The 23,290-nt window shown below is 64.8% G+C and carries 17 protein-coding genes, 1 tRNA gene and 3 rRNA genes; 12 read left to right on the forward strand and 9 right to left on the reverse strand.

Features of this window, described 5'->3' with window-relative positions:
• Positions 1 to 208: 208 nt before the first annotated feature.
• On the forward strand, positions 209 to 889 hold the full coding sequence (gene fer / locus HSR122_RS08370; RefSeq protein ID WP_229109137.1) for a ferredoxin Fer: 681 nt from the start codon (positions 209 to 211) through the stop codon (positions 887 to 889).
• Positions 890 to 924: 35 nt separating this feature from the next.
• Entirely contained in the window at positions 925 to 1,989 is a 1,065-nt protein-coding gene (locus tag HSR122_RS08375) for a guanosine monophosphate reductase (protein ID WP_229109140.1), read from the forward strand.
• Positions 1,990 to 2,051: 62 nt separating this feature from the next.
• Here the strand turns inward: HSR122_RS08375 and HSR122_RS08380 are convergent, their stop codons facing one another.
• A complete protein-coding gene (locus HSR122_RS08380; protein ID WP_229109142.1) occupies positions 2,052 to 3,557 on the reverse strand; it encodes a replication factor C large subunit in 1,506 nt (501 codons plus the stop codon).
• A gap of 240 nt (positions 3,558 to 3,797) precedes the next feature.
• Here HSR122_RS08380 and HSR122_RS08385 point away from each other — a divergent pair, with 240 nt between their 5' ends.
• The 6 genes from HSR122_RS08385 (at position 3,798) to rrf (ending at position 11,907) form a co-directional block, all read left to right on the forward strand.
• Positions 3,798 to 4,442: a helix-turn-helix domain-containing protein gene (locus tag HSR122_RS08385; RefSeq protein WP_229109143.1), complete on the forward strand. Its 645-nt coding sequence runs from the start codon at positions 3,798 to 3,800 to the stop codon at positions 4,440 to 4,442.
• Between the two features lie 265 nt (positions 4,443 to 4,707).
• A complete protein-coding gene (locus HSR122_RS08390) occupies positions 4,708 to 6,297 on the forward strand; it encodes an oleate hydratase (RefSeq protein WP_229109144.1) in 1,590 nt (529 codons plus the stop codon).
• Between the two features lie 584 nt (positions 6,298 to 6,881).
• Positions 6,882 to 8,350: ribosomal RNA gene (locus HSR122_RS08395) — 16S ribosomal RNA — on the forward strand.
• 120 nt (positions 8,351 to 8,470) lie between these two features.
• Positions 8,471 to 8,537: transfer RNA gene (locus tag HSR122_RS08400), tRNA-OTHER, on the forward strand.
• A 195-nt stretch (positions 8,538 to 8,732) separates the two neighbouring features.
• Positions 8,733 to 11,673: ribosomal RNA gene (locus HSR122_RS08405) — 23S ribosomal RNA — on the forward strand.
• 112 nt (positions 11,674 to 11,785) lie between these two features.
• Positions 11,786 to 11,907 (forward strand): 5S ribosomal RNA (gene rrf, locus HSR122_RS08410).
• The 16S, 23S and 5S rRNA genes sit together here with 1 tRNA gene alongside, the layout of an rRNA operon.
• A gap of 81 nt (positions 11,908 to 11,988) precedes the next feature.
• Here the strand turns inward: rrf and HSR122_RS08415 are convergent.
• The 4 genes from HSR122_RS08415 to HSR122_RS08430 form a co-directional block, all read right to left on the reverse strand.
• A complete protein-coding gene (locus HSR122_RS08415) occupies positions 11,989 to 12,855 on the reverse strand; it encodes an ATP-grasp domain-containing protein (RefSeq protein WP_229109146.1) in 867 nt (288 codons plus the stop codon).
• A gap of 6 nt (positions 12,856 to 12,861) precedes the next feature.
• Positions 12,862 to 13,137 carry a ubiquitin-like small modifier protein 1 gene (locus HSR122_RS08420; protein WP_229109148.1) on the reverse strand — a complete coding sequence of 92 codons (276 nt, stop codon included), beginning with the start codon at positions 13,135 to 13,137 and terminating at the stop codon, positions 12,862 to 12,864.
• A 71-nt stretch (positions 13,138 to 13,208) separates the two neighbouring features.
• Positions 13,209 to 14,369 carry a hypothetical protein gene (locus HSR122_RS08425; protein ID WP_229109149.1) on the reverse strand — a complete coding sequence of 387 codons (1,161 nt, stop codon included), beginning with the start codon at positions 14,367 to 14,369 and terminating at the stop codon, positions 13,209 to 13,211.
• A complete protein-coding gene (locus HSR122_RS08430; RefSeq protein ID WP_229109152.1) occupies positions 14,366 to 15,583 on the reverse strand; it encodes a potassium channel family protein in 1,218 nt (405 codons plus the stop codon). The genes HSR122_RS08425 and HSR122_RS08430 overlap by 4 nt, the downstream gene beginning before the upstream one ends.
• A 130-nt stretch (positions 15,584 to 15,713) precedes the next feature.
• Between HSR122_RS08430 and HSR122_RS08435 the strand changes: the two genes are divergently transcribed.
• The 4 genes from HSR122_RS08435 to ligA all read left to right on the forward strand — a co-directional run bounded on the left by HSR122_RS08435 (position 15,714) and on the right by ligA (position 19,632).
• Positions 15,714 to 16,823: a pyridoxal-phosphate-dependent aminotransferase family protein gene (locus HSR122_RS08435; protein WP_229109153.1), complete on the forward strand. Its 1,110-nt coding sequence runs from the start codon at positions 15,714 to 15,716 to the stop codon at positions 16,821 to 16,823.
• A 63-nt stretch (positions 16,824 to 16,886) separates the two neighbouring features.
• The gene (locus tag HSR122_RS08440) at positions 16,887 to 17,126 is read left to right on the forward strand and encodes an antitoxin VapB family protein (protein ID WP_229109155.1); all 240 of its coding nucleotides are present in this window, start codon (positions 16,887 to 16,889) and stop codon (positions 17,124 to 17,126) included.
• Complete coding sequence (locus tag HSR122_RS08445) at positions 17,123 to 17,497, forward strand: type II toxin-antitoxin system VapC family toxin (protein WP_229109157.1); 375 nt, start codon at positions 17,123 to 17,125, stop codon at positions 17,495 to 17,497. Before HSR122_RS08440 ends, HSR122_RS08445 begins: the two co-directional genes overlap by 4 nt.
• A 47-nt stretch (positions 17,498 to 17,544) precedes the next feature.
• Positions 17,545 to 19,632, forward strand: a complete 2,088-nt coding sequence (gene ligA / locus HSR122_RS08450) for an NAD-dependent DNA ligase LigA (RefSeq protein ID WP_229109159.1) — start codon at positions 17,545 to 17,547, stop codon at positions 19,630 to 19,632.
• Here ligA and HSR122_RS08455 read toward each other — a convergent pair.
• Genes HSR122_RS08455 through HSR122_RS08470 form a run of 4 tightly spaced genes read right to left on the reverse strand, consistent with a single transcriptional unit; the run spans position 19,627 to position 23,167 of the window.
• A complete protein-coding gene (locus tag HSR122_RS08455; protein WP_229109161.1) occupies positions 19,627 to 20,466 on the reverse strand; it encodes an ABC transporter permease in 840 nt (279 codons plus the stop codon). The two genes, ligA and HSR122_RS08455, sit on opposite strands and share 6 nt — an antisense overlap.
• Positions 20,466 to 21,371, reverse strand: coding sequence for an ABC transporter ATP-binding protein (locus HSR122_RS08460; protein WP_229109163.1), 906 nt, complete (start codon positions 21,369 to 21,371; stop codon positions 20,466 to 20,468). The genes HSR122_RS08455 and HSR122_RS08460 overlap by 1 nt, the downstream gene beginning before the upstream one ends.
• Before the next feature lie 36 nt (positions 21,372 to 21,407).
• Complete coding sequence (locus tag HSR122_RS08465) at positions 21,408 to 22,259, reverse strand: ABC transporter permease subunit (protein ID WP_229109165.1); 852 nt, start codon at positions 22,257 to 22,259, stop codon at positions 21,408 to 21,410.
• Positions 22,256 to 23,167 carry an ABC transporter ATP-binding protein gene (locus HSR122_RS08470; RefSeq protein WP_229109167.1) on the reverse strand — a complete coding sequence of 304 codons (912 nt, stop codon included), beginning with the start codon at positions 23,165 to 23,167 and terminating at the stop codon, positions 22,256 to 22,258. The genes HSR122_RS08465 and HSR122_RS08470 overlap by 4 nt, the downstream gene beginning before the upstream one ends.
• Between the last annotated feature and the right edge of the window lie 123 nt (positions 23,168 to 23,290).

A 23,290-nucleotide genomic window follows, 5' to 3' on the forward strand; every position in this document is an offset into this window, starting at 1 on the left:
CAGGAGTGTCCGCTCTGTGGGGCGGAACTGGCCGGCGAAGTCGACGAACAGACAGAGAACGGGTGATCGCCCGCGCCGCAGACCTTGATTGCCCTCGGTACCAGTCGCCCGGCCAGGTGCGTCGTCGATATGACCGGCTACGCCAGCCGCCACGAGCAGTTCTTGCGGCCTGCCGAGCGGTTTTACGGCGTCGAAACCTACCGCATCTGTGACCTCGCCGTACGAGGTGCTCGGAGTCGACCCGGACGCCAACGAGGCCGAACTGCTCGAGGCATACAGACAGCGGGTCAAAGAGACCCATCCGGATCAGGGCGGCTCGGTCGAGCAGTTTCAGGCCGTCAGAGATGCCTACGAACAGCTCCGTTCCGGTGCGGTCTCCGACGACGGAACGTCGACCGACGAACCCCGCGCATCCAGCGGTGCCGAGACACCGAGCGAACCGGACAGTCGCCCGAAAACAGTCACCGTCGAGTATCTCGATTACGAGGTGCTCGACGACCACGGCTGGTCGCTCGGCGACGACGACCTCTTCGAGCGCGCCCGACGTGCCGACCTCGACGCCGAGACCCACGGCCGGTTCGCGGTCGAACCGGGCGAGACGCTGCTTGAAGCCGCCGAGAACAACGGCTTCGCCTGGCCGTTCGCCTGTCGGGGCGGGGCCTGCACGAACTGCGCCGTCGCGATCGTCGATGGGGAGATGCCCCCGCCGGTCGGCCACATCCTCCCCGAAGAGTTGATCCGCCGTGGGATTCGGCTGTCGTGTCTGGCCGCGCCGATCACGAGGGACGCGAAGGTCGTCTACAACGTCAAGCATATGCCCGACGTCGCGGAGTTTCTCCTGCCGGCGAGCCGCTTCGAGAAGACGTACTCGCGCCAACGAGATCGGTAGCGTTATCCGGATCGATCGACTATGCCTGCGGCGGCATGAACAACATTCGAACTGGACTCTCGTACGGGGACGCGCTGCTCGTCCCACAGCGATCGCCGGTCGACAGCCGCAACGACGCCGATCTCTCGACGCAGCTCACACCGGGGATCGAACTGGAAACGCCACTGCTCTCTGCGCCGATGGACACTGTCACCGAGGCCGAGACGGCGATTTCGCTCTCTCGCGCCGGCGGTCTCGGGACGATCCACCGATTCATGACGGTCGACGAGCAGGTCGAGGCCGTCGAGCGGGTCGTCGAGGCCGGCGAGCGCTGTGGCGCGGCAGTCGGCATCGCCGAAGACACGATCGCTCGCGCCGATGCCGTACTTGGTGCCGGCGCGTCGCTGGTGATGGTCGACGTCGCACACGGCCACCTCGAGAAGACGCTCGACGCGGTCGCGGACCTGCGGGACGCGTTCCCCGACGCCGAGATCGTCGCGGGCAACGTCGCGACGAAACAGGGGGTTCGCGATCTGGCTACGGCCGGTGCCGACGCGGTCAAAGTCGGGATCGGGCCGGGCAGTCACTGTACGACCCGCCGCGTGGCGGGGGCCGGCGTCCCGCAGTTGACGGCCGTCGACGACTGTGCCGACGCGGCCGCACCGCTCGACGTCTCGATCATCGCAGACGGCGGCATCCGCACGTCCGGTGACGCGGTCAAAGCGCTGATGGCCGGCGCTGACACGGTCATGATGGGCAGTCTCTTCGCCGGGACCGACGAAGCGCCCTCGGAAATCGTCGAGATCGACGGGACGAAGTACAAGCGGTCCCGCGGGATGGCAACGACCGCCGCCAACGAGAAACGCTCGGACAAAGACACCGACGCGGTTGCACCGGACGCCGACGAGGGCGTCGAGGGGCTGACCGAATACAAGGGTCCGCTGGCCGACGTCGTCAAGGAGTTCGCCGCCGGGATACGGTCGGGGCTCTCCTACGTCGGCGGTCACACGATCGAAGACGCGCGCGAACGCGCCGAGTTCATCCGAGTCGCACCCAGCGCGCAGGACCGCGAGGGCGCGCACGGCGATCACGACTGGGAAACCGTCTCCGCCGACGACTGACGTCGCTGTCCCTCTCCATCCGTGTTGCTGTCACCGATGTACCGCTCTGAGGACGGTCTCGTTCACATGAAATCAGATAGTCCGGTCTGTCCGTCGTCCTCCGACTGCTGATCGTCACCGTCGGCCCCGCTTTGTTCGGACGGCTTCCCCTCGTCGGTCGCTGCGGACGCACTCCGGTCCGTCGATCCGGGTTCGCCGGCGATCGACTGCTGGCCGTCCGTGTCGCCCGACGCCGTGGCGCTGTCACCGTCGTCGCTGGCGCGTCCGGCGAACGCCTCGCCGCCGGCCTCGGCCGTCCGCTCCTCGCGGAGTTGCTGGGCGTCTTCGACGATCGACTGGACCTTGTTGGTGTCCTCGCCGCTTCCGGTGACGAAGGAGACGTGGCTGGCGTCGAGGTCGTAGGCGGCGGCCATCGCGACGGTCAGTTCGCGGTTCTTGCAGTGGTGGGTCATCGTCGCCAGAAACGGCACGATCTCCCGGCGTGCCGTCGCGATGCTGGTCCCGTTCCTGGTCGCGATCTGTCGGGCGACGTAATCGCGGGTCTTGCGCGCCCCTTTCGTGCGGCCGAGCTTCGACCAGTACGACGGCGGCCCGTACCGTGTCCATCCGCCTTTCTGTCCGCCGCGTGCGGCCGCGACGCCCGCGGTCATGTTGTCGCCGGCGTACTTCCAGAAACTGTAGTTCTGGGTGGCCCGGACCCGGCCGAGCCACTGGTCCGCGCGAGCGAGCGCGTCGTACGCGCGAGTCAGCTCCGCCCCCTCGAAGTCCTTCGGAACGTTATCCGCGATCCAGTTGATCAGGTCGTCGGGTGTCTCGTCGACATCGTAGGATGACTTGAGAGCGGTTTCGGCGTCGCCTTCCTTGATCACCACGTCGAGGTACTCGAAGATTCCTTGTGTCGTGTCCCGCTCGCCGGTGATCACGTCCTCGGCCCCGATCGAATCTCGCCCCTCGGTCAGCGCCTGCAGGTCCTTGATCGCCCCGCGGAGGTCGCCGCTGTTCATCTCGGCGATCCGCTCGAGCGCCGCGTCCTCGAACTCGATATCCTCCTTGCGACAGACGTCCCTGAGCACGGGCACGATCGAGCGCTTGCTTACCTCGCGGAACTCGATCTCCCGGCAGGCGTTGCGCAGGCCCTTGGACATCTCGTAGAAGTCGTTGGCGATGAGAATTACCGGCTGGTCGGCCTCTTTGACCAGTGACGTGACTGCCCGCGTGCCGCCGCGGTCGGCGTTGCCGTGGATGCTGTCGGCCTCGTCCATGACCACCAGCCGCCGGCCAGCGCCACCCTGTGCGAGCGTCCCCGAGCGGGCCGCCTCGCCGGCGACGCGTTCGATTACGTCCTTCGTGCGCGCGTCGCTCGCGTTGAGTTCGATGGTCGGCCAGCCCTTGTCGCTTGCCAGCGCGTGCGCGGCCGAAGTCTTTCCGACCCCCGGGGAGCCGTGCAGGACGACAGCCTCGCGGTGGTCTTCCCAGGTGTCGGCCCACTTCTCGAGGGCATCGCGGGCCTTGTCGTTACCCCGGACTTCCGCGAGCGTCGACGGCCGGTACTTCTCCGTCCAGTCCATTAGAAGGCGAAAGGCGGGTGACGGGGTTAGTGGTTTCGGAGCGTGGGCCGAGACCGGCGCGGACGCCACGCCCGAGGACGGTATCGGGGCGATGGAATCACCCCCGTCCGCAGACATCCTGTCCTACTCGCCGTCATCGACGTCGGGATTTTCGAGTTCGGCTTCGAGTCGCTCGACGCGCTCTTCGAGTTCCGCCAGACCCTCGCTGTCGTTAAGTCCCGACCCGTGCAACGATCGCATATGAGCGTCGTCTGTGAGTTCGAACTCCTGTCGACCGAGTTGCCGCTGACCGGCGTTGCAGCGGCCCTCGAGACGATCCTCACGATCGACGACGTGGTCTCGGGGACGGCAGGCGCGCCCGCCGTCGTGTTCTCGACGACCGGTGTCGACCCGAGCCGCCTCGAGGAAGCGATGGACGACGCCGGCCCGGTCCTGGAGCACGTGCCCCTCGAGTCGACCGTCGTCGAGTCGCGCTACCGGGTCACTCTCGATACGGCACACGCCGACGTCTACACGCGGCTCGTCGACCTGCGGACCCATCCCATGGGCGCGGTCGTGACCGGTCGCGGCTGGAAAGTCAGCGCGCAGTTCGCCGACCGGGAGGCGCTGGACGCGTTCCGGACCGCGTGTGGAAACACCGGCGTCGAGTTCCGGCCACGTCGCGTTTTCGAGGCCGAGATTGACCGGACCGACGACTACGGCCTCACTGCTGCCCAGCACGAGGCGCTGCTCACCGCCCACGAGATGGGATACTTCGACGTGCCCCGGGAAGCCGACCTGTCCGACGTCGCCGCGGCACTCGAGACGACGACCTCGGCGCTGTCCGAACGGCTCCGGCGCGGCCAGCGCCGACTCGTCGGTCACACGGTCGCCAGCGCGGAGTGATTCGCACTGCAAGATTGGACGAGCCTGAACTGCAACACCGGGAGAGTCTGCATGGCCGTGCGGGTGAGTTTGAACTGCAGGATATATCCTGCAAAGCGTTAGCGCTGCGGCCGGCCTACGTTCCTCTGTGGCGAGACGTCGGGCATACCGTCTGGTCGGCACAGAACTGGAGGATCCATGACCACGCTACCACCACCGCAGGCGAGCACAGACCGCGGATCGGAACGCGAGCGCGTCCGGACGACCGCGACGCCGGAGGGGTCGTATGCCCGTTGAACAGACGCCGCACGTCGCCGACCGGGAGGCGCACGTCGTCGGCGGCGGAATCGCCGGGCTGGCGGCCGCGGCGTTTCTGATCCGTGACGGCAACGTGCCCGGCGAGAACGTCCACGTCTACGAGAAACTCGACGTCGTCGGCGGGGCGATGGACGGCGCGGGCGACCCCGAGGAGGGGTACGTCATCCGGGGCGGGCGGATGTTCAACTTCCCCGCTTACGAGTGTACCTGGGACCTCTTTCGGACGATCCCCGCCCTGGAGGACGACAGCATCTCGGTCAAAGAGGAGATGAACCGGTTCAACGAGAAACACCCGTCCTACGCGGAGGCGCGACTGATCGAGGACGGCAGGCATCTCGACGCCTCCCAGTTCCAGCTGGAGACCCGCCACCGGATCTCGTTGCTCCGGTTGCTGCTCACGCCCGAGGAGCGACTCGGGGACACCCGGATCGAGGAGTGGTTCGGCGACGACTTCTTCGAGACGAATTTCTGGTACGTGTGGGCGACGATCTTCGCCTTCCAGCCCTGGCACAGCGTCGCCGAGGTCCGGCGGTACATGTACCGGTTCCTCCACGAGTTCCCCCGACTGCACACGATGGAGGGGATCGACCGGACCAAGTACAACCAGTACGACTCGATGATCCTGCCGTTGCGACGGTGGCTCGAGGACCGTGGCGTCGACTTCCAGTACGACTGTCGCGTCACCGACATGGATATCGTGACCTCGCGAGCGGGCCGGACCGTCGAACGACTCCATTGCGAGATCGACGGCGGAACCGAGCGCATCGGGGTCGAGCCCACGGATATGGTCTTTTTCACCAACGGCTCGATGACCGACGGGTCGGACCTCGGCGCGTGGGACGAGGCTCCCGAGACGAACGAGACCGGCGCGTCCTGGGAGCTGTGGCGGGAAATCGCCGCGGACAACCCCGGATTCGGCGACCCCGAGGTTTTCGCCGGCAACGTTCAGGAGACCAAATGGGAGTCGTTCACCGTCACGTTGCACAACACGGACCTGTTCGAACACATCGTCGAGTTCACCGACGAGGAGCCCGGCAACGGGCTGGTGACCTACGTCGACTCGTCCTGGCTCATGTCAACGGTCGTCGCTGCGCAACCGCACTTCGCGAACCAGCCCGACGACGTGAAGATCTTCTGGGGGTACGCCCTGTTCCCGGACCGGGAGGGCGACTACGTCGAGAAGAAGATGTCCGAGTGCACCGGCCGGGAGATCCTCGAAGAGCTGTGCTATCACCTCCAGTGCGCGGACCGATTGCCGGAGATTCTGGAGGGCGTCGACTGCGTGCCGTGCATGATGCCGTTCATCACGGCTCATTTCCAGCCCCGGACATCTGGCGACCGACCGGCAGTCGTCCCCGACAGCTCGCGCAACCTGGCGTTCCTCGGACAGTACGCCGACCTCCCGCGCGATGTCGTGTTCACCGTCGAGTACTCCATCCGGACGGCGATGACCGCGGTCTACGAGTTACTCGACCTCGATCAAGAGATTCCGCCGGTGAGCAAACACTACCGCAAGCCGGGGGTCCTCGCCGACGCGGTCTCGGCGTCGTTCGAGTAGCCCCAACATCGACAAGGGCGTATTAATCCCCGACCACCGGATGTCGAACACCGCTCGTGGGCCATAGCGAACGAGAGCCGCCCCCGAAGTGATGTCTCGCCCCACAGTGAACAACCCCGCCACGGCAACGGCGGAGTCTCGGCCGGCCAGAACACCCCTGCGAGGAACCCGAAAAGTCAAATGCAGTACTATAAACCAAGAATGATAATTCCGTCACAGAGCCGTGGTCTCGCGTCTCACACGGCCGACCTCTTCGACGGGTTTTTGTATACCCCTCTCCTTGGATGGAATGCACACGGCAGGTGGCGGACGGCGGCCTCGGTCGCCACGCCACCGGAACTCTAGACGGGGTTTCTCCCGTCGATGATGACGATGTCGGGGGCGTTGCTCTGCAACGCCCTGGATCGCCGCAGTGGCGATCCCCGAAAGATGAGGAGTCCACACCTGCGGGTCGCACCGTACAGATGGGTTCTGATGTGAGCCCTGACAGTTCGGTGATGAATCGTCGATCGTATCGACGTCGCATCATCGAATGACGGACAGAGACATAGCGTGTCTCCGCCAGACCCAACCGATTGGGAAACATTCCGGTTGATCCTGCCGGAGGCCATTGCTATCGGAGTCCGATTTAGCCATGCTAGTCGCACGGGTTGAGACCCGTGGCGGAAAGCTCAGTAACACGTGGCCAAACTGCCCTACAGACCGCAATAACCTCGGGAAACTGAGGCCAATAGCGGATAGGGTTCTCCTGCTGGAGTGCGGAGAACCCGAAACGTTCCGGCGCTGTAGGATGTGGCTGCGGCCGATTAGGTAGACGGTGGGGTAATGGCCCACCGTGCCGATAATCGGTACGGGTCGTGAGAGCGAGCGCCCGGAGACGGTATCTGAGACAAGATACCGGGCCCTACGGGGCGCAGCAGGCGCGAAACCTTTACACTGCACGACAGTGCGATAGGGGGACTCCGAGTGCGAGGGCATAGCGCCCTCGCTTTTGCGCACCGTAAGGTGGTGCGTGAATAAGGACTGGGCAAGACCGGTGCCAGCCGCCGCGGTAATACCGGCAGTCCGAGTGATGGTCGATCTTATTGGGCCTAAAGCGTTCGTAGCTGGCCACGCAAGTCCGTCGGGAAATCTACCCGCCTAACGGGTAGGCGTCCGGCGGAAACTGCGTGGCTTGGGACCGGGAGACCCGAGGAGTACGTCCGGGGTAGGAGTGAAATCCCGTAATCCCGGACGGACTACCGATGGCGAAAGCACCTCGGGAGCACGGATCCGACAGTGAGGAACGAAAGCTGGGGTCTCGAACCGGATTAGATACCCGGGTAGTCCCAGCTGTAAACGATGTCCGCTAGGTATGGCACAGGCTACGAGCCTGTGCTATGCCGCAGTGAAGACGCAAGCGGACCGCCTGGGAAGTACGTCTGCAAGGATGAAACTTAAAGGAATTGGCGGGGGAGCACTACAACCGGAGGAGCCTGCGGTTTAATTGGACTCAACGCCGGACATCTCACCAGCACCGACTGCAATCGTGACGGCCAGTTTGATGCGCTTGCCCGAGTTGCAGAGAGGAGGTGCATGGCCGCCGTCAGCTCGTACCGTGAGGCATCCTGTTAAGTCAGGCAACGAGCGAGACCCGTATCCCTAATTGCCAGCAGCATCTCGCGATGGCTGGGTACATTAGGGAGACTGCCACGGCTAACGTGGAGGAAGGAGCGGGCAACGGTAGGTCAGCATGCCCCGAATGTGCTGGGCAACACGCGGGCTACAATGGCCGGGACAACGGGTCGCTACCCCGAGAGGGGGCGCTAATCCCTAACCCCGGTCGTAGTTCGGATTGAGGGCTGAAACTCGCCCTCATGAAGCTGGATTCGGTAGTAATCGCGTGTCAGAAGCGCGCGGTGAATACGTCCCTGCTCCTTGCACACACCGCCCGTCAAAGCACCCGAGTGAGGTCCGGATGAGGCCTGGATTCCCAGGTCAAATCTGGGCTTCGCAAGGGGGCTTAAGTCGTAACAAGGTAGCCGTAGGGGAATCTGCGGCTGGATCACCTCCTAACGATCGGGACTGGGACGACGTCCCAGCCCACATTTCCTGCCACCGCGGCAGGACCTGGTGATCGGCGGCCGTTTCGGTCGCCGCCGAGCTGTCAGGGCTCACGCCCCTCGTGAGAGGGAGACCGGTAGCTCAGTGGCAGAGCACCACCTCGTGTGGTTACCCCGGTTCGATTCCGGGTCGGTCACTCCCGCGGGCGATCGCGCCCGCACCAACCGATGCACCACCCCGCGGCAAGCGCGGGTGGGAAGGGTTGATACACGCACCGCTCACCCCGGGCGTGTAGATGACACCGCGTGTACGTGCAATCCAGACGTCAACTGGACCCGTTTCATCAGAAACGTGTGTCCGACTATCCGGAGCTGAGCTTCGCTCAGCTTCGTATCGAGTGGCTACTGTGCCGTTCGGTGAATGGCTCGGCTCGAGCGCCGATGACGGACGTGCCAAGCTGCGATAAGCTCAGGGGAGCCGCACGGAGGCGAAGAACCTGAGATCTCCGAATAGGAACTCCTCACCGCAATTGCTTCGCGCAATGGGGAACGCCGGGAACTGAAACATCTCAGTACCGGCAGGAAGAGAAAGCGAACGCGATGTCGTCAGTAACCGCGAGTGAACGCGACACAGTCCAAACCGAATCCTTCGGGATATGTGGTGTTTTGGGCTGACTCTCATCGTCAGACCGTCTCGTCGAAGTCTCCTGGAACGGAGCACGACACAGGGTGACAGTCCCGTAGGCGAGACCACTACGACGTGCGTCAGTACCCGAGTAACGGGGGTTGGAAATCCCTCGTGAATCCGGCAGGCATCGTCTGCCAAGACTAAATACGACTCGAGACCGATAGCGAACAAGTAGCGTGAGCGAACGCTGAAAAGCACCCTCAGAAGGGAGGTGCAATAGGGCCTGAAATCGAGCGGCGATAGAGCGACGGGGCATACAAGGTCCCCCGAGAAATGAGACAGGCGCGAGCCTGCAGTAAGATTCGGGGGAAGCCGATGTTCCGTCGTACGTTTTGAAAAACGAGCCAGGGAGTGTATCCGCGAGGCGAGCTTAACCGGTGCATCCGGGGAAGCGCAGGGAAACCAACATGGCCGCAGGAGCGTGGAACTTCGTCCACGCACCCCAGGGCCGCCGTCTTCAAGGGCGGGGAGTCCCGTGGATACGACCCGAATCCGGACGATCTACTCCTAGACAGGGCGAAGCGTATCGAAAGATACGTGGAGGCCCGCTAGCGTTGGTGTCCTACAATACCCTCGCGTGATCTGGGAGTAGGGGTGAAAGGCCCATCGAGTCCGGCAACAGCTGGTTCCAACCGAAACATGTCGAAGCATGGTCTCCACCGAGATAGTCCGTGAGGTAGAGCGACCGATTGCCGTGTCCGCCCTCGAGAGAGGTCGGCTCGGCTGTCAAACTCCGAACTTACGGACGTCGGCGACGTGGAGGTTCCGGTATGCGGGGTAAGCCTGTATACCAAGAGGGGAACAACCCAGCGTCAGGTTAAGGTCCCCAAGTATGGATTAAGTGTAATCCTCTGAAGGTGGTCTCAAGCCCTAGACAGCCGGGAGGTGAGCTTAGAAGCAGCTACCCTCTAAGAAAAGCGTAACAGCTTACCGGCCGAGGTTTGAGGCGCCCAAAATGATCGGGACTCAAATCCATCACCGAGACCTGACCGCAGGAGTCACATCCTGATCGAGTAGGTTTGGCGCTCCGATTGGGTGGAAGCGCGGGCGAGAGCTCGTGTGGACCGATCGGTGACGAAAATCCTGGCCATAGTAGCAGCGATAGTCGGGTGCGAATCCTGACGGCCTCAAGAGCAAGGGTTCCTCGGCACTGTTCGTCAGCCGAGGGTTAGCCGATCCTAAGATCCGTCGTAATTCGAGCGGATCGAACGGGAAACTGGTTAATATTCCAGTGCCGCCGTCCATCAAAAGTCGACGCTTTGGGTTCGCCTGGACCGGGCTTTCGCCCGGTGGAACTGTCAAAGACCGTGGAAGCCGTAACGGCACGAAGCGATCGAACGGCAGGATACCGCAAGCCAGGTCACCCCGGAGCCCGTGAAAAGACGAAGACGGCGATCGTACCGAGATCCGACACAGGTGCTCTGGCGGCGAAAGCCAAGGCCTGTCGGGACCAATCGACGTTAGGGAATTCGGCAATCTAGCCCCGTACCTTCGGAAGAAGGGGTGCCTGCCTCGGGAAGAGGCAGGTCGCAGTGACTAGGGGACTCGGACTGTCTAGTAACAACATAGGTGACCGCAAATCCGCAAGGACTCGTACGGTCACTGAATCCTGCCCAGTGCGGGTATCTGAACACCTGGTACAACAGGACGAAGGACCCGTCAACGGCGGGGGTAACTATGACCCTCTTAAGGTAGCGTAGTACCTTGCCGCTTCAGTAGCGGCTTGCATGAATGGATTAACCAGAGTCCCGCTGTCCCAACGTCGAGCCCGGTGAACTGTACGTTCCAGTGCGGAGTCTGGAGACCCCCAAGGGGAAGCGAAGACCCTATAGAGCTTTACTGCAGGCTGTCGCTGAGACGTGGCCGCTAGTGTGCAGGATAGGTAGGAGCCGTCACACAGGTACCCGCGCCAGCGGGCCACCGAGGCATCACTGAAATACTACCCACTAGTGGCTGCGACTCTCACTCCTGGCGGAGGACACCGGTAGCCGGGCAGTTTGACTGGGGCGGTACGCGCTCGAAAAGATATCGAGCGCGCCCGAAGACCATCTCATCCGGGTCGGAGATCCGGAGAAGAGCGCAAGAGCATAAGATGGTTTGACAGTGTTCTTCCCAACGAGGAACGCTGACGTGAAAGCGTGGTCTAGCGAACTCATTAGCCCGCTCGATGCGGGCAATGAATGACAGAAAAGCTACCTTAGGGATAACAGAGTCGTCACTCGCAAGAGCACATATCGACCGAGTGGCTTGCTACCTCGATGTCGGTTCCCTCCATCCTGCCCGTGCAGAAGCGGGCAAGGGTGAGGTTGTTCGCCTATTAAAGGAGGTCGTGAGCTGGGTTTAGACCGTCGTGAGACAGGTCGGCTGCTATCTATTGGGGGTGTCATGGTACCTGACGGGAACGCCCGTATAGTACGAGAGGAACTACGGGTGGTCGCCACTGGTGTACCGGTTGTCCGAGAGGGCAGTCGCCGGGCAGCCACGCGACACGGGGTAAGAGCTGAACGCATCTAAGCTCGAAACCCACCTGGAAAAGAGGTACCGCCGAGGTCACTCGTAGAAGACGAGATCGATAGACTCGGGGTGTGCGCGTCGAGGCAACGAGACGTTCAGCCCGCGAGCACTAATCGACCGAAGCCACCATTCATACTGGACGCACGATCCGGAAACGGGTCCAGGCGGAAACTGGATTGCACGTACACGCGGTGTCCACCACCGACGATTGGCATGACGACGGTTCGATTCCGTCGGTCGGCGTTAAGGCGGCCACAGCGGCGGGGCAACTCCCGTACCCATCCCGAACACGGCAGATAAGCCCGCCTGCGTTCCGGCGAGTACTGGAGTGCGCGAGCCTCTGGGAAAGCCGGTTCGCCGCCTCCCATTCATATCCAACCCTCACACAGCAACGGCTGTGTGGGGGTTTTCGTCATTATACGCAGCGATCAAATAACGCCAGTCGTCCTATTCGGCCGCAGTGTCCCGGAGCAACGCGGTCAGATCGTCCCAGAACCCGTCTTCGTATTTCGTCGCGCTGTCGATCGTCGGTCGCGCATTCGTTTCGTTGACTACTGCTCGATCCTCAGTCACCAGTAGATCCACGCCCAGATAGTCGATCTCGAGTACGTCAGCCGCCCGCTCGGCCAACTCGCGGAGCTCGGGATCGAGATCGACGCCCTTCGCTTCGGCGCCGCGGTGGACGTTGTGCTTCCACTGGCCGCGCTCGCGCGCGTCGGTCGGCAGGCGACGCTCGACCGCGCCGACGTACTCGCCGTCGAGGACCATCACACGGTAGTCTCGGGCGTCGGGCAGGTACTCCTGCAGGAGATACGAGCGGTCGCCGGTCGCCCGGTAGTCCTGCACGAGATCGAGATAGTCGGTCACGCCGAGCAGCGAGTCGAGATCGGACACCTTCGCAACGCCGGTCCCGCGCGTCGTGGAGTTGGGTTTGACGACAACCGGCGGGTCGAACCGTTCGGCGGCGGCCGCGACGGCCTCGTCGTCGAGCGGGTTCGAGACCATTGTCGTCTCCGGGACCGGGACGCCGGCCTGCGAGAGCCGGGCGAGCACGGCGGCCTTGTTGCGCGAACGCAGGATCGCCTCGCGTCCGTTAACCCAGGGGATCGAGAGCGCGGCGTCGACGACGCCGCCTTCCATGAGTCGCGACGGGTAGACAAAACCCACGTCGACCTCGGGGAGTGCGGGATCGGACAGGTCGAACGTCCGCTCGCTCGGCTGGAGTGGGGTGACCTCGATCCCGCGTTCGGCAAGCGGGTCGAGCAGTCGCTCGTATGTCTCTGCCTGCGTGGTGACGGCGAGCCAGAGCGCCATTCCGATTCACCCGCCGCTGACCGGCGGGAACAGCGCGAGTTCGGCGTCGCGCTCCAGCGTCGTCTCGTAGCCGTCGGCCGTCTCGAATGGGTCTTCGCCGTCGACGAGCAGGCGGATGTGCTCGGCCAGCTCGCCGTCTTCGTGTACTTCCGCTTTCAGCTCGGGATGGCGATCGAACAGCACTGCCAGCGCGTCATCGACGGTTGCGCCGCCGTCGAGATCGATCTCGACCTCTTTTTGTCCGGCGGCTTCGGCGAGGTTGGCGAACAGCTTCCACTCCATGTCCGGTTAGGGGGGAGCCGACGCAATGATACTGACGGTCGGGGCTGCGAGGCGGGAAACCGAAAGGAGTGTCACGACGACCCGGAATCCGGCGTCGATCGGGCAGCAGCCGCGGTCTCAACGGTTCGGAGTTCGTCGGGCGCGGCGATGACGTAGATAGATTCGCCGCCGGAGAGCGCTCGCTCGCCTGCGGGAAGTGTCTCGATCCCGCTGTCGGGGTCGGCCGACACCACGGCGACGACCGTCACATCGAGCGCGCCAACCGACGTTCCCGCCAACGCGCTTTCGGGGTTGATGTCGACGACGCCCATCGTCTCGTCGGCCGCCCGCAGCAGCGAGACGAACTCCCGGTCCGGGCGGCCGTCGGTCGCGAGCGTGACAAGTCGGTAGCGCTCGTCGGGGTCGAGCTTCGTTGCGTCGGCGGCGTCGATCGCGACAGTCACGACCTCGCCAGCGGTCGCCCGGAGTTCTGCGTTACAGCGGTGCTGTTGTCCGTCCCCGGACCAGATCTGGACGAGGTCGCCGGGCCCGGCCGCATATGACGGGTCCGCACGGATCGCCATCGCGACGCTCTCGGGTGGCAACGTCGGACCGAGGCCCGCGATACGCCGGCCGACGGCGAGGTGCGTGACCGTTCCGTCGGCGTCGAGTTCGAGATCCACGTGGCCGACGCCGTAATCGTCTCTGAGACGGGAACCCAGCCGCTCGCGGAGTTGCGCGACCGTGAGCCCGCGCGGGAACAGCAGCGACTGTCCCGCGAGCGCATCCTTCGTCTCCGGATCGACCGGATCGTAGCCGACGACGTCGTCGATCTCGCCCGGGAGTTCGACCCTGATGACACGACCGCCCGCTAGAACGACACGCGTCAGGTCGTCGAACGCGTCCATCCCGCTTCTGGAGAGCAGTGTCACCCCCACGTGATCGCCCGTTCGATGGCCGACGACACTGGCTCCCGCGCCGGCGAGGACGGAGCCGATGTTGAACGCCGCGGCCTCGAGGCTGACCGTCGCTGCACCTTCGATCACCTGACCGAGTGCCGTCTGCGTGTTGAGATACGCCGCGACGACGCCGAGGCCCACAAGGACGATCGCTCCTATCGGGGCGCGCTGGGTCGCGTACCACCGATACACGAGTGCGGAGATCGCAGCAACTAGCCCGGCAGCGACCGCGACCCCCGCGATCCTTCCCAGCGGCCCGGTCGCTTCGGCGACCCCGAGCTGGAGTCCGATCACGCGATCACCTCCTCGAATCCGTCGAGTGCGTCTCTCGAACCCACGGCGAACAGTTCGTTCCCGGCCGCGATTCGAGACGTGCCCTTCGGCGCGAACTGCCACCCTTCGCCCGTTCGAACAGCGAGTATGGCGACTCCGTGGCGGTCCCTGACGTCGGCTTCCCCGAGCGTGACGCCGTCGAGGTCGCTGTCGGCACGGACCGTCAGCCGGCGGAACCGCCTGCCGGCCCGTCGAAGCAGCGAGAGGACCTCGTACTCCCGGCGGACGCCGCGCGATTCGACGATTAGCGTCGCCTCCTCGACACCCAGGAGCGTCCCCACGTCCGAGCGGGCGACCGCGAGGGTCACCTGTCCGTCCCCGCCGCCGGTCGTCGGCGCATGCGCCGGTATCGCCTCGGTTGACGCCGCTGTGTCGGTCGAGTCTCCGTCCGTCGGTACCGTTCCGGGTCGTGTGGACCTGGCGCTGGCGACCTCGGCGCGAACCCGTCCGTCCGCCGTCACTGCCACTACCCTGTCGCCACGAGCCAGCCCGGTCGGCACGAGCGCGTTCACCGAGACCGCCCGCCGACGGCCGTCTAGTCGTCGGGACAGCCCCGAGAACGGCGGGGCGGCCGCGACGCGCGCCTCGCCGCCTTCGCTGATCGAAACCGACACGTCACCCAGTTCGAATTCGGACCGGAGGCGTTCGGCCAGCCGGGTCTCCAGTTGCGAGACCTGCAGGTCCGCGGGCAATCGCCACTCGCTGTCCCGGATCGCCGCCCGGAGCTGGTCTGGCAGCGGCGGATAGCCCTCGATGTCGTCGACGTCGCCGGTCACGCGGATCCGGACTTCGTTTCGCCCGCCGACGACCTCGATCAGATCTGCCGAAAGCGTCCGTTCGCCGAGCGCCCGCAGCGAGGGCCGTCGGGGGACCGACGCCCCGAGCTGGTCGCCCTTGGCGTGAGCGTACAGTGACATCATCATCACGATCAGCAGTCCGGTCGTGATCGTCGGCGCGTTCGTGGAGTCGAGGATCGTCGGGTCCGCAAGCGCGAGCAGGCCGCCGTTGATCCCCGCGAGCGCGACCGCCAGCGCGACGACGCCGAATCCCGGTAGCGTCACGCCGGTCACGTACTTGAACAGGAAGCCGAGCACGCCCGAAATCAGTGCCGGGATGATCCCCGTCAACACCCCCAGATAGAGTCCGTAGACGACTGCGATCGGGAGCGATTCCATACGCAGTAGGGACGCGCCCGCAAGTTAGTGCTAACGGCGCTCTCGACAGACGCGGTCCTGGTTCTCGGAACAGGACCAAAACTACCATGCCGTCCCACGACGAGTGGACGCATACCGAAGGTGGTTTCCGGTGACGGAAAAACGAGAATACACTGACGATTACCCCGAGAAGACGCTGTATCTGCCCGGCCCGACCGAAGTGCGCGAGGACGTCATCGAGGCGATGGCCGAGCCGATGTTCGGTCACCGCATGGACCGGATGACCGACCTCTACACGACGATCGTCGAGGACACGAAGGAGTTCCTCGATACCGACCAGGACGTGATCGTGCTCACGGCCTCGGGCACGGAGTTCTGGGAGGCGACGACGCTGAACCTCGTCGACGATCGCATGCTCGTCCCGACGTCCGGCGCGTTCAGCGAGCGCCAGGCCAACGTCGCCGAGCGCCTGGGCAAGACCGTCGACCGTCTCGAGTACGAGTGGGGCAACGCGGTCAAACCCGAGGACGTCCGCGAGGCCCTCGAAGCGAGCGACGAGGGCTACGACGCTGTCGGCATGGTGATGAACGAGACCTCGACCGGGGTGCGCAACCCCGTTGAAGAGGTCGGCGACCTGCTGGGCGAGTACCCCGACACGTACTTCGTCGTCGACGCGATCTCCTGTCTCGGCGGCGATTACATCGTCCCCGAGGAGCACAACATCGACGCGCTGTTCACCTCCTCCCAGAAGGCCTTCGCCATGCCGCCGGGGCTTGCGATCACGACCGTCAGCGACGACGCCTACGAGCGCGAGCTCGAGAAGGACTCTGCGTCGTGGTACGGCGGCTTCCAGCGGTGTCTGGACTACTACGACCGCAAGGGCCAGACTCACTCGACGCCCGCCATCCCGCTCATGCTGGCCTACCGCAAGCAGATGAAACACATGCTCGAGGAGGGCCACGAGGCCCGCGACCAGCGCCACCGCGAGATGGCCGAGTACACCCGCGAGTGGGCGCGCGAACACTTCGGCCTCTACGCCGAGGAAGGGTATCGCTCCCAGACGGTCACGGCCGTCGAGAACACGCAGGGCATCGACGTCGCCGCGACTATCGAGGACGTCTCCGAGCAGTACGATCTGGTCTTCTCGAACGGCTACGGGTCGATCGGCGAGGAGACGTTCCGCATCGGCCACATGGGCGAACACACCGTCGAGACCGTCAAGGAACTGACCGACGCCATCGAGGACGTCGCCGGTCTGTAGGTCGGTAGACGGGGTTCGTCGCCGAATTTTATATACGCAGACCGCAAATACACAGATACACAGATGTCCAGCAAGACGATCAGCCTCAAAGAGGAAACCTACGAGCGATTGCGGAGGGCCAAAGGCGAGGGCGAGAGTTTCAGCGACGTCATCGATCGGCTCCTCGGGAACGACGAGCATCCGCTGTACGGGCTCGTCGGGTTGCTTGCGGAAGACGAGGCCGACCGACTGCGGGAGCGCTCGCGAGCGTTTCGTGAAGAGGTGGACTCGCGGATGGACTCCGAAGGTCGGGCCGAACAGTGATTCTCGACGCCTGTTTTTTGATTGATCTGCTTGAGGGCGACGACGCCGCCGTCGCCAAGCTCGACGAGATCAGCGACGACTTACTGGTCGTTCCGACGCTCGTCTACACTGAAGTAGCCGTCGGCATCGATCCGGAGACGGCGGCCGGCAAGCGGTTCGAAGAGATCATGGACGGGATTCCGCTCGCCCCCTACGACGGGGAGGCCACACGCCACGCCGTCGACGTGCAGCGAGACCTGCAGTCGCGAGGCGAACGCATCGGTGCCGTCGATGCGATGATTGCCGGGATCGCACTCGCCCGCGGCGAACCGATCGTCACGCGAAACGCGGGCGAGTTCGCACGGACGCCGGTGCGCGTGAGTCCCTACTGATTGCACGTATCGTAGCCTTCTTTCTCTCGGCGACCGCGTACTCGGGCATGCCAGACGCCGAGCCGCCGGACAACCCCTACGTCGAGGATCCGCCGACTGACTTCGAGCCAGTCGAAGACCTCGATCCCGAACGCGCCCGCGAGCAGGCCGAACAGCTACGCGAGGCCATCCGCTATCACGACTACCGTTACTACGCCGCAAACGACCCCGTCGTCGGCGATCGGACCTACGACGCGCTCTTCGTTCGCCTGCGCGATCTCGAAGACGCCTTCGACCTCGATCACGAGGACAGTCCGACACAGCGCGTCGGCGGCGAGCCCCTCGACGAACTGGCGACCGTCGAACACGTCGCGCCGATGCGCTCGATCGAACAGAGCGGCGATCCGGAGGACGTATACGCGTTCGACGAGCGCGTTCGCCGCGAACTGGAGGAGGCGGGCTACGAGGGGTCGGTCGGGTATCACTGCGAGCCCAAGTTCGACGGGCTCTCGGTCGAGGTCGTCTACGAAAACGGCGTCTACCGGCGGGCGGCGACCCGGGGAGACGGCGTCGAGGGCGACGACGTCACGGAGAACGTCCGGACGATCGGGGCCGTTCCCGAACGCCTCCGCGGGGGCTATCCCGACTACCTGGCCGTGCGAGGCGAGGTCTACATGCCGCGGGCCGCGTTCAACGAGTACAACCGCGAGCGCGTCGAACGCGGCGACGAGCCGTTCGCCAACCCCAGAAACGCCGCCGCGGGGACGCTTAGACAGCTCGATCCCTCGGTCACCGCCGAGCGCCCGCTGTCGATCTTCTTTTTCGGCGTGCTGGACGCGAGCACCCGGTTCGACTCCCAGTCGGAGCTGTACGAGCGATTCCCCGAGTGGGGCCTTCGCGTCTCTGATCGGGTCGAACTCGTCGAGGGCATCGAGGCAGCGATCGAGTACCGCGATCGGATGCTCAAGGCCCGGGACGACCTCGATTACGAGATCGACGGCACCGTCATCAAGGTCGACGACCGCGCGGCCTGCGAGCTGCTGGGGTCGACCTCGCGATCGCCGCGGTGGGCCTTCGCCTACAAGTTCCCGGCCCGCAAGGAGACAACCCGGGTCCGCGATATCGTCGTGCAGGTCGGCCGCACCGGACGGTTGACTCCCGTCGCGCTGCTCGATCCGGTCGAGGTCGGCGGCGTCACCGTCTCGCGGGCGACGCTGCACAACCCCGCGGAGATCGACCGTCTCGGCGTCGACGTCAGCGACGAGGTCCGGGTCCAGCGGGCCGGCGACGTCATCCCGCAGGTCGTCGAAGTGACCGACAAGCGGGCCGAGGGGACCTTCGAATTCCCCGATCGGTGTCCGGTCTGTGGGGCACCCGTCGAGCGCGACGGGCCGATGGCGTTCTGTCCGGGCGGGTTCACCTGCGACGCACAGCTCGAACGAGCGATCGTCCACTACGCCTCCCGCGACGGGCTGGACATCGAGGGACTGGGCGAGTCCGGCGTCGAACAGTTGCTCGAAACCGGCCTCCTCGAGTCGCTTCCGGACCTCTACGAACTGGACGCCGATTCGCTCGCGGACCTCGACGGCTGGGGGAAAACGAGCGCGGACAACCTCCTCGGGGAACTGGAGGCCAGCCGCGAACCGCCGCTCGCGGATTTCCTCGCGGGGCTGTCGATTCCCGACGTCGGATCGACGACGGCTGCGACGCTGGCCCGCGAGTTCGGCACCTTCGAGGCGTTCCGGGAGGTCGCCGAGGCCGGCGATACGGAACGCCTGCAGGCGGTCGAAGACATCGGCCCCGAGGTCGCGGACAGTATCGTCACGTTCTTCGGGCGCGATCGAACGCAGAAGACGCTAGATCGACTGCTCGATCACGTCTCGCCACAGGAGGCCGATACTTCCGGCGGCGACGAACTCGACGGGCTGACGTTCGTGTTCACCGGGACGCTCACGGCGTACACACGCAGCGAGGCACAGGAACTCGTCGAAGCCCACGGCGGGAACGCCACGAGCAGCGTCTCGGCCAACACCGACTACCTCGTCGTCGGTGACAGCCCCGGGCAGCGAAAGCTCGAGGACGCCGACGCCGAAGGAGTACCGATTATCGACGAAAGCGAGTTCGAGGAACTGCTCGAAGAGCGCGACGTGTTATAAGTCGGCTGTCCGGAGTTTCAGATAACCCAGCGTCACCGGCAACACGATCCACGCGAGCGCGACCGCCGCACCGAACCACGGCTCGACGAAGTACGGTTCGCTGTCGGGGATTCCGGGGGCGTACGCCACGAACGCGACCGTCAGGTCGGGTTCGACGCCGGCGAGCGCGTTCCGAACGGCGGCCATCGGCTGGAGGTGTCGCCAGAGCGTCGCCCAGGTCGGAGCCGGGCCCGACGGGAACGCGAACCCGTTGAGCACGTACCGGACAGCGTTGGGGACGCCCTCCCACAGTCGGAACAGGAAGACGATGAACAGTCCAAACGCACCGGCCGCCGCGCGGGTCGTGTCGGCCGAGCCGGCCGAGAGACCGACCGAGAGGCTGACGAAGACGGCCATCAGCGCGCCAGCGACGCCGAGCGCGGCGAGCAGCGCGGTGGCGGAGACGGGCGCACCGAGCGCGGCCGCCAGCCCACTCGAGAGGAGGATCGACGCGCTCGTCAGCGCAGCCACCAGCGCAAGCCGACCGAGGAAGGTCCCGTAGACGACCTCCGTCCGGGAAAACGGGAGACTGAGCAACACCCGAAGCTCGCCCGAGGCGCGCTTGCCGACGATCTGGTTGTACGACATCGAGATCGCCGCGATCGATCCGAGAAACGCCATCGCCGTGATCCCGACGCGCGGGACATCGACCGCGCTCGCGTTCTCGGCGTTCGAACCGGCGAGGTAGCCGATCCCGAGCCCGATCAACAGAAACAGCGCCCCGAGGACGTACAGCTGTCGGTCCCGGATCGCGTCGACGAAGTCCTTCCGTGCGATCTGGAGGAGGCGGTTCATCAGTTCCCACCCCCCGTGTAGGAGACGAACAGGTCTTCCAGCGAGGGCTCGCTGGTTTCGACGTTCTCGACGGTCCCGGCCCCGTGGCAGTCACTGACGACAGCGCTTTTGACGGCGTTCTCACAGCCGACGAGGAGCGTCGTCTGCTCGACGGTGACACTGGTGACGCCGTCCCGTTCCCGGACCGTCTCGACGAGTCCATCGGGAATCGACGCCATCGTCACGCGGAGCTGGCCGGTCGCGCCGGTCGCCTCGCGCAAGCCGTCGATCGTGTCGACGGCGACCAGCTGCCCCTGGTTGAGGATGCCGACCCGGTCACAGACCGCCTCGACCTGTTCGAGGATGTGACTGGAGAAAAACACCGTCGTCCCGCGGTCGGCCTCGGTCTGCACGATCTGTCTGATCCGCCGTGCGCCGTTGGGATCGAGGCCGGTCGTCGGCTCGTCGAGGATCAACAGGTCGGGATCGCCGGCCAAAGCGATCGCGAGCATGAGCCGCTGTTTCATCCCCTTCGAGTAGGCTTCGGCCCGGCGGTCGCCCGCCCCGGCGATCCCGACTCGATCGAGCACGGCGTCGGGGTCGCCGTTCACGCCCTTGGCTTCGAGCGCGAACTCGACGTGCTTGCGGCCGGTCATCCGCCCGAGCGTCCCGTAGCCTTCCGGGAGCACGCCCGTTCGTTCGCGGACGGGCACGGACTCGGCCTGTGTATCGTAACCGAACACCCGTGCCGATCCCGCGGTGGGTCGGACGTGATCTAGCAGAATGTCGATTGTCGTGGACTTTCCCGCACCGTTCGGGCCGAGAAAGCCGAACACTTCGCCTTCTTCGACCGTGAGGTCGAGGTTCTGGAGGGCTGTGACGTCGCCGAACCGCTTGGCGACGCCACTGATTTCAATTGCGGCCATACGCCCGATTCTGACGGGTGAGTAAAGTAAATTCCCCTATAGGTCGGCGTTCGAGAACCGCCAGTAGCCGATTGCGACCGGAACCACGATCCACAGCAGGAGGATCACCGCTGCGACCCAGGGACTCGCGTAGGCGGCGTCGTAGCCCTGACCGATCGCCCCCGTTTGTTCGGCCGTCTGCTCGGCTTCCGCGAGCACGGAAAGCACTTCGCCGAGGATGGTGTTGAACGCGCTTCCCGGAGGAACGTTCTGGTAGAGGAAATACCAGTTCGGCGGATCGAGCGGGTTGTAGTCACGGACGAGCAGGATCACCTGTCCGATCGTTCCCCACAGGAGCTCGAAGACGACGAAGTAGCCGACAGCACCGGCGGTAGCCAGCGACGTCGAGCTGGTCATCGACGACAGGCCGACCATCAGACTCACGTACGTCACGATCAGGACGACCATTGCACCGAGCAACGCGAGCAGCGGAAGCGGCGCGAGGTCTCCGATGAGCGCCGCGCCGACGCCCACGCCGACGACAAGCGACAGGAGCGCCGGCACCGCCAGGACGAGCGATCGACCGACGATCTTCCCGATGATGACGTCGAGTCGGGTATGCGGGAGCGAGAGCAGTATCTTGAGACTCCCGTTGGCCCGCTCGCCGACGACCGCCTTGTGGGCGATGATGACGGCCGTCAGCGTCACGAAAAGCGACACCGGCGTCGCGACGAACGACACGAGAATCAACCCTTGGTTCGCCGCGCCGGCGTCACGGAACACGTCGAAATACCCGTACACGCCGCCGATAGCGACAGCGAACAGGCCGAAGACGACCGCCAGTGCGAGGAACATCCGCGATCGGATCGCGTCCCGGAAGTCCTTGCGCGCGACGGCGATCCAGCTCATCGTTCGCCTCCCGTGTAGGACATGAACAGCTCCTCGAGCGACGCTTCCTCCGTCTCGAAGTCCGAGACGTTCGCGCCGTGGTCTTCGAGCGTCGTCACGACCTCCATCTTCGCGCCGTCGTCGACAGACGCCGTGAGCGTGCCGTCAGTCTCGTTCACACTCGAGACGCCCGACAGCGATCGAACCGCCTCGATCGCGTCGTCGGTGATCCCGTCGGCTGTCACCTGCAGCGTCGCCTGTGTTCCCGCGGCCTCGCGCAGCCCCTCGATCGTGTCGACGGCGACCAGTTCCCCCTCCCGGAGGATGCCGACCCGGTCACAGACCGCCTCGACCTGACTGAGGATGTGACTGGAGAAAAACACCGTCGTCCCGCGGTCGGCCTCCTCGTTGACGATCTGGCGAACGTCCTGCACGCCCGAAGGGTCCAGCCCCGTCGAGGGCTCGTCGAGGATCAGCAGGTCTGGATCGCCGACCAGCGCCATCCCGAGCGTGAGTCGCTGTTTCATCCCCTTCGAGAAGCCGCCCGCCTTCCGGTCGATCGCATCGGCCAGTCCGACGCGCTCGAGGATCACCCCGGGGTCGTCGCTCGTCCCCTTGGACTCGACGACGAACTCGACGTGATGACGTGCGGTCAACCGATCGTAGACCTTGTAGCCTTCGGGGAGCACGCCGGTGCGGCGGCGCACGTCCTGTGAATCCCGCTGTGCGTCCATCCCGAGCACCCGGGCCGTCCCCGAGGTCGGACGGACGAAATCCAGCAGGATGTTGATCGTCGTTGACTTCCCCGCGCCGTTCGGTCCGAGAAAGCCGAACACTTCTCCCTCGTCCACCCGCAAATCCACTCCGCGGAGGGCCGTCACGGACTCACCGAATCGCTTGGTGAGGCCGCTCAGTTCGATAGCGGTCATACTCGGATAATCCCTCTCCTTCGATATATAAAAAAGATTGGATATCGGCCAGACGTGACCGTTCCGGTCGACTACCTCCGTCGCTCGTCACCCACCTGTCGGATTGTGCAACGTGTTTTTGCG

This window comes from Halapricum desulfuricans (assembly GCF_017094525.1).
Classification (GTDB): domain Archaea; phylum Halobacteriota; class Halobacteria; order Halobacteriales; family Haloarculaceae; genus Halapricum; species Halapricum desulfuricans.

Coding starts and splice junctions, on each gene's coding strand:
- HSR122_RS08375 (WP_229109140.1), top strand. CDS start 925: ATGAACAACATTCGAACTGGACTCTCGTACGGGGACGCGCTGCTCGTC.
- HSR122_RS08380 (WP_229109142.1), bottom strand. CDS start 3,557: ATGGACTGGACGGAGAAGTACCGGCCGTCGACGCTCGCGGAAGTCCGG.
- HSR122_RS08385 (WP_229109143.1), top strand. CDS start 3,798: ATGAGCGTCGTCTGTGAGTTCGAACTCCTGTCGACCGAGTTGCCGCTG.
- HSR122_RS08390 (WP_229109144.1), top strand. CDS start 4,708: ATGCCCGTTGAACAGACGCCGCACGTCGCCGACCGGGAGGCGCACGTC.
- HSR122_RS08415 (WP_229109146.1), bottom strand. CDS start 12,855: ATGGCGCTCTGGCTCGCCGTCACCACGCAGGCAGAGACATACGAGCGA.
- HSR122_RS08420 (WP_229109148.1), bottom strand. CDS start 13,137: ATGGAGTGGAAGCTGTTCGCCAACCTCGCCGAAGCCGCCGGACAAAAA.
- HSR122_RS08430 (WP_229109152.1), bottom strand. CDS start 15,583: ATGGAATCGCTCCCGATCGCAGTCGTCTACGGACTCTATCTGGGGGTG.
- HSR122_RS08440 (WP_229109155.1), top strand. CDS start 16,887: ATGTCCAGCAAGACGATCAGCCTCAAAGAGGAAACCTACGAGCGATTG.
- ligA (WP_229109159.1), top strand. CDS start 17,545: ATGCCAGACGCCGAGCCGCCGGACAACCCCTACGTCGAGGATCCGCCG.
- HSR122_RS08455 (WP_229109161.1), bottom strand. CDS start 20,466: ATGAACCGCCTCCTCCAGATCGCACGGAAGGACTTCGTCGACGCGATC.
- HSR122_RS08460 (WP_229109163.1), bottom strand. CDS start 21,371: ATGGCCGCAATTGAAATCAGTGGCGTCGCCAAGCGGTTCGGCGACGTC.
- HSR122_RS08465 (WP_229109165.1), bottom strand. CDS start 22,259: ATGAGCTGGATCGCCGTCGCGCGCAAGGACTTCCGGGACGCGATCCGA.
- HSR122_RS08470 (WP_229109167.1), bottom strand. CDS start 23,167: ATGACCGCTATCGAACTGAGCGGCCTCACCAAGCGATTCGGTGAGTCC.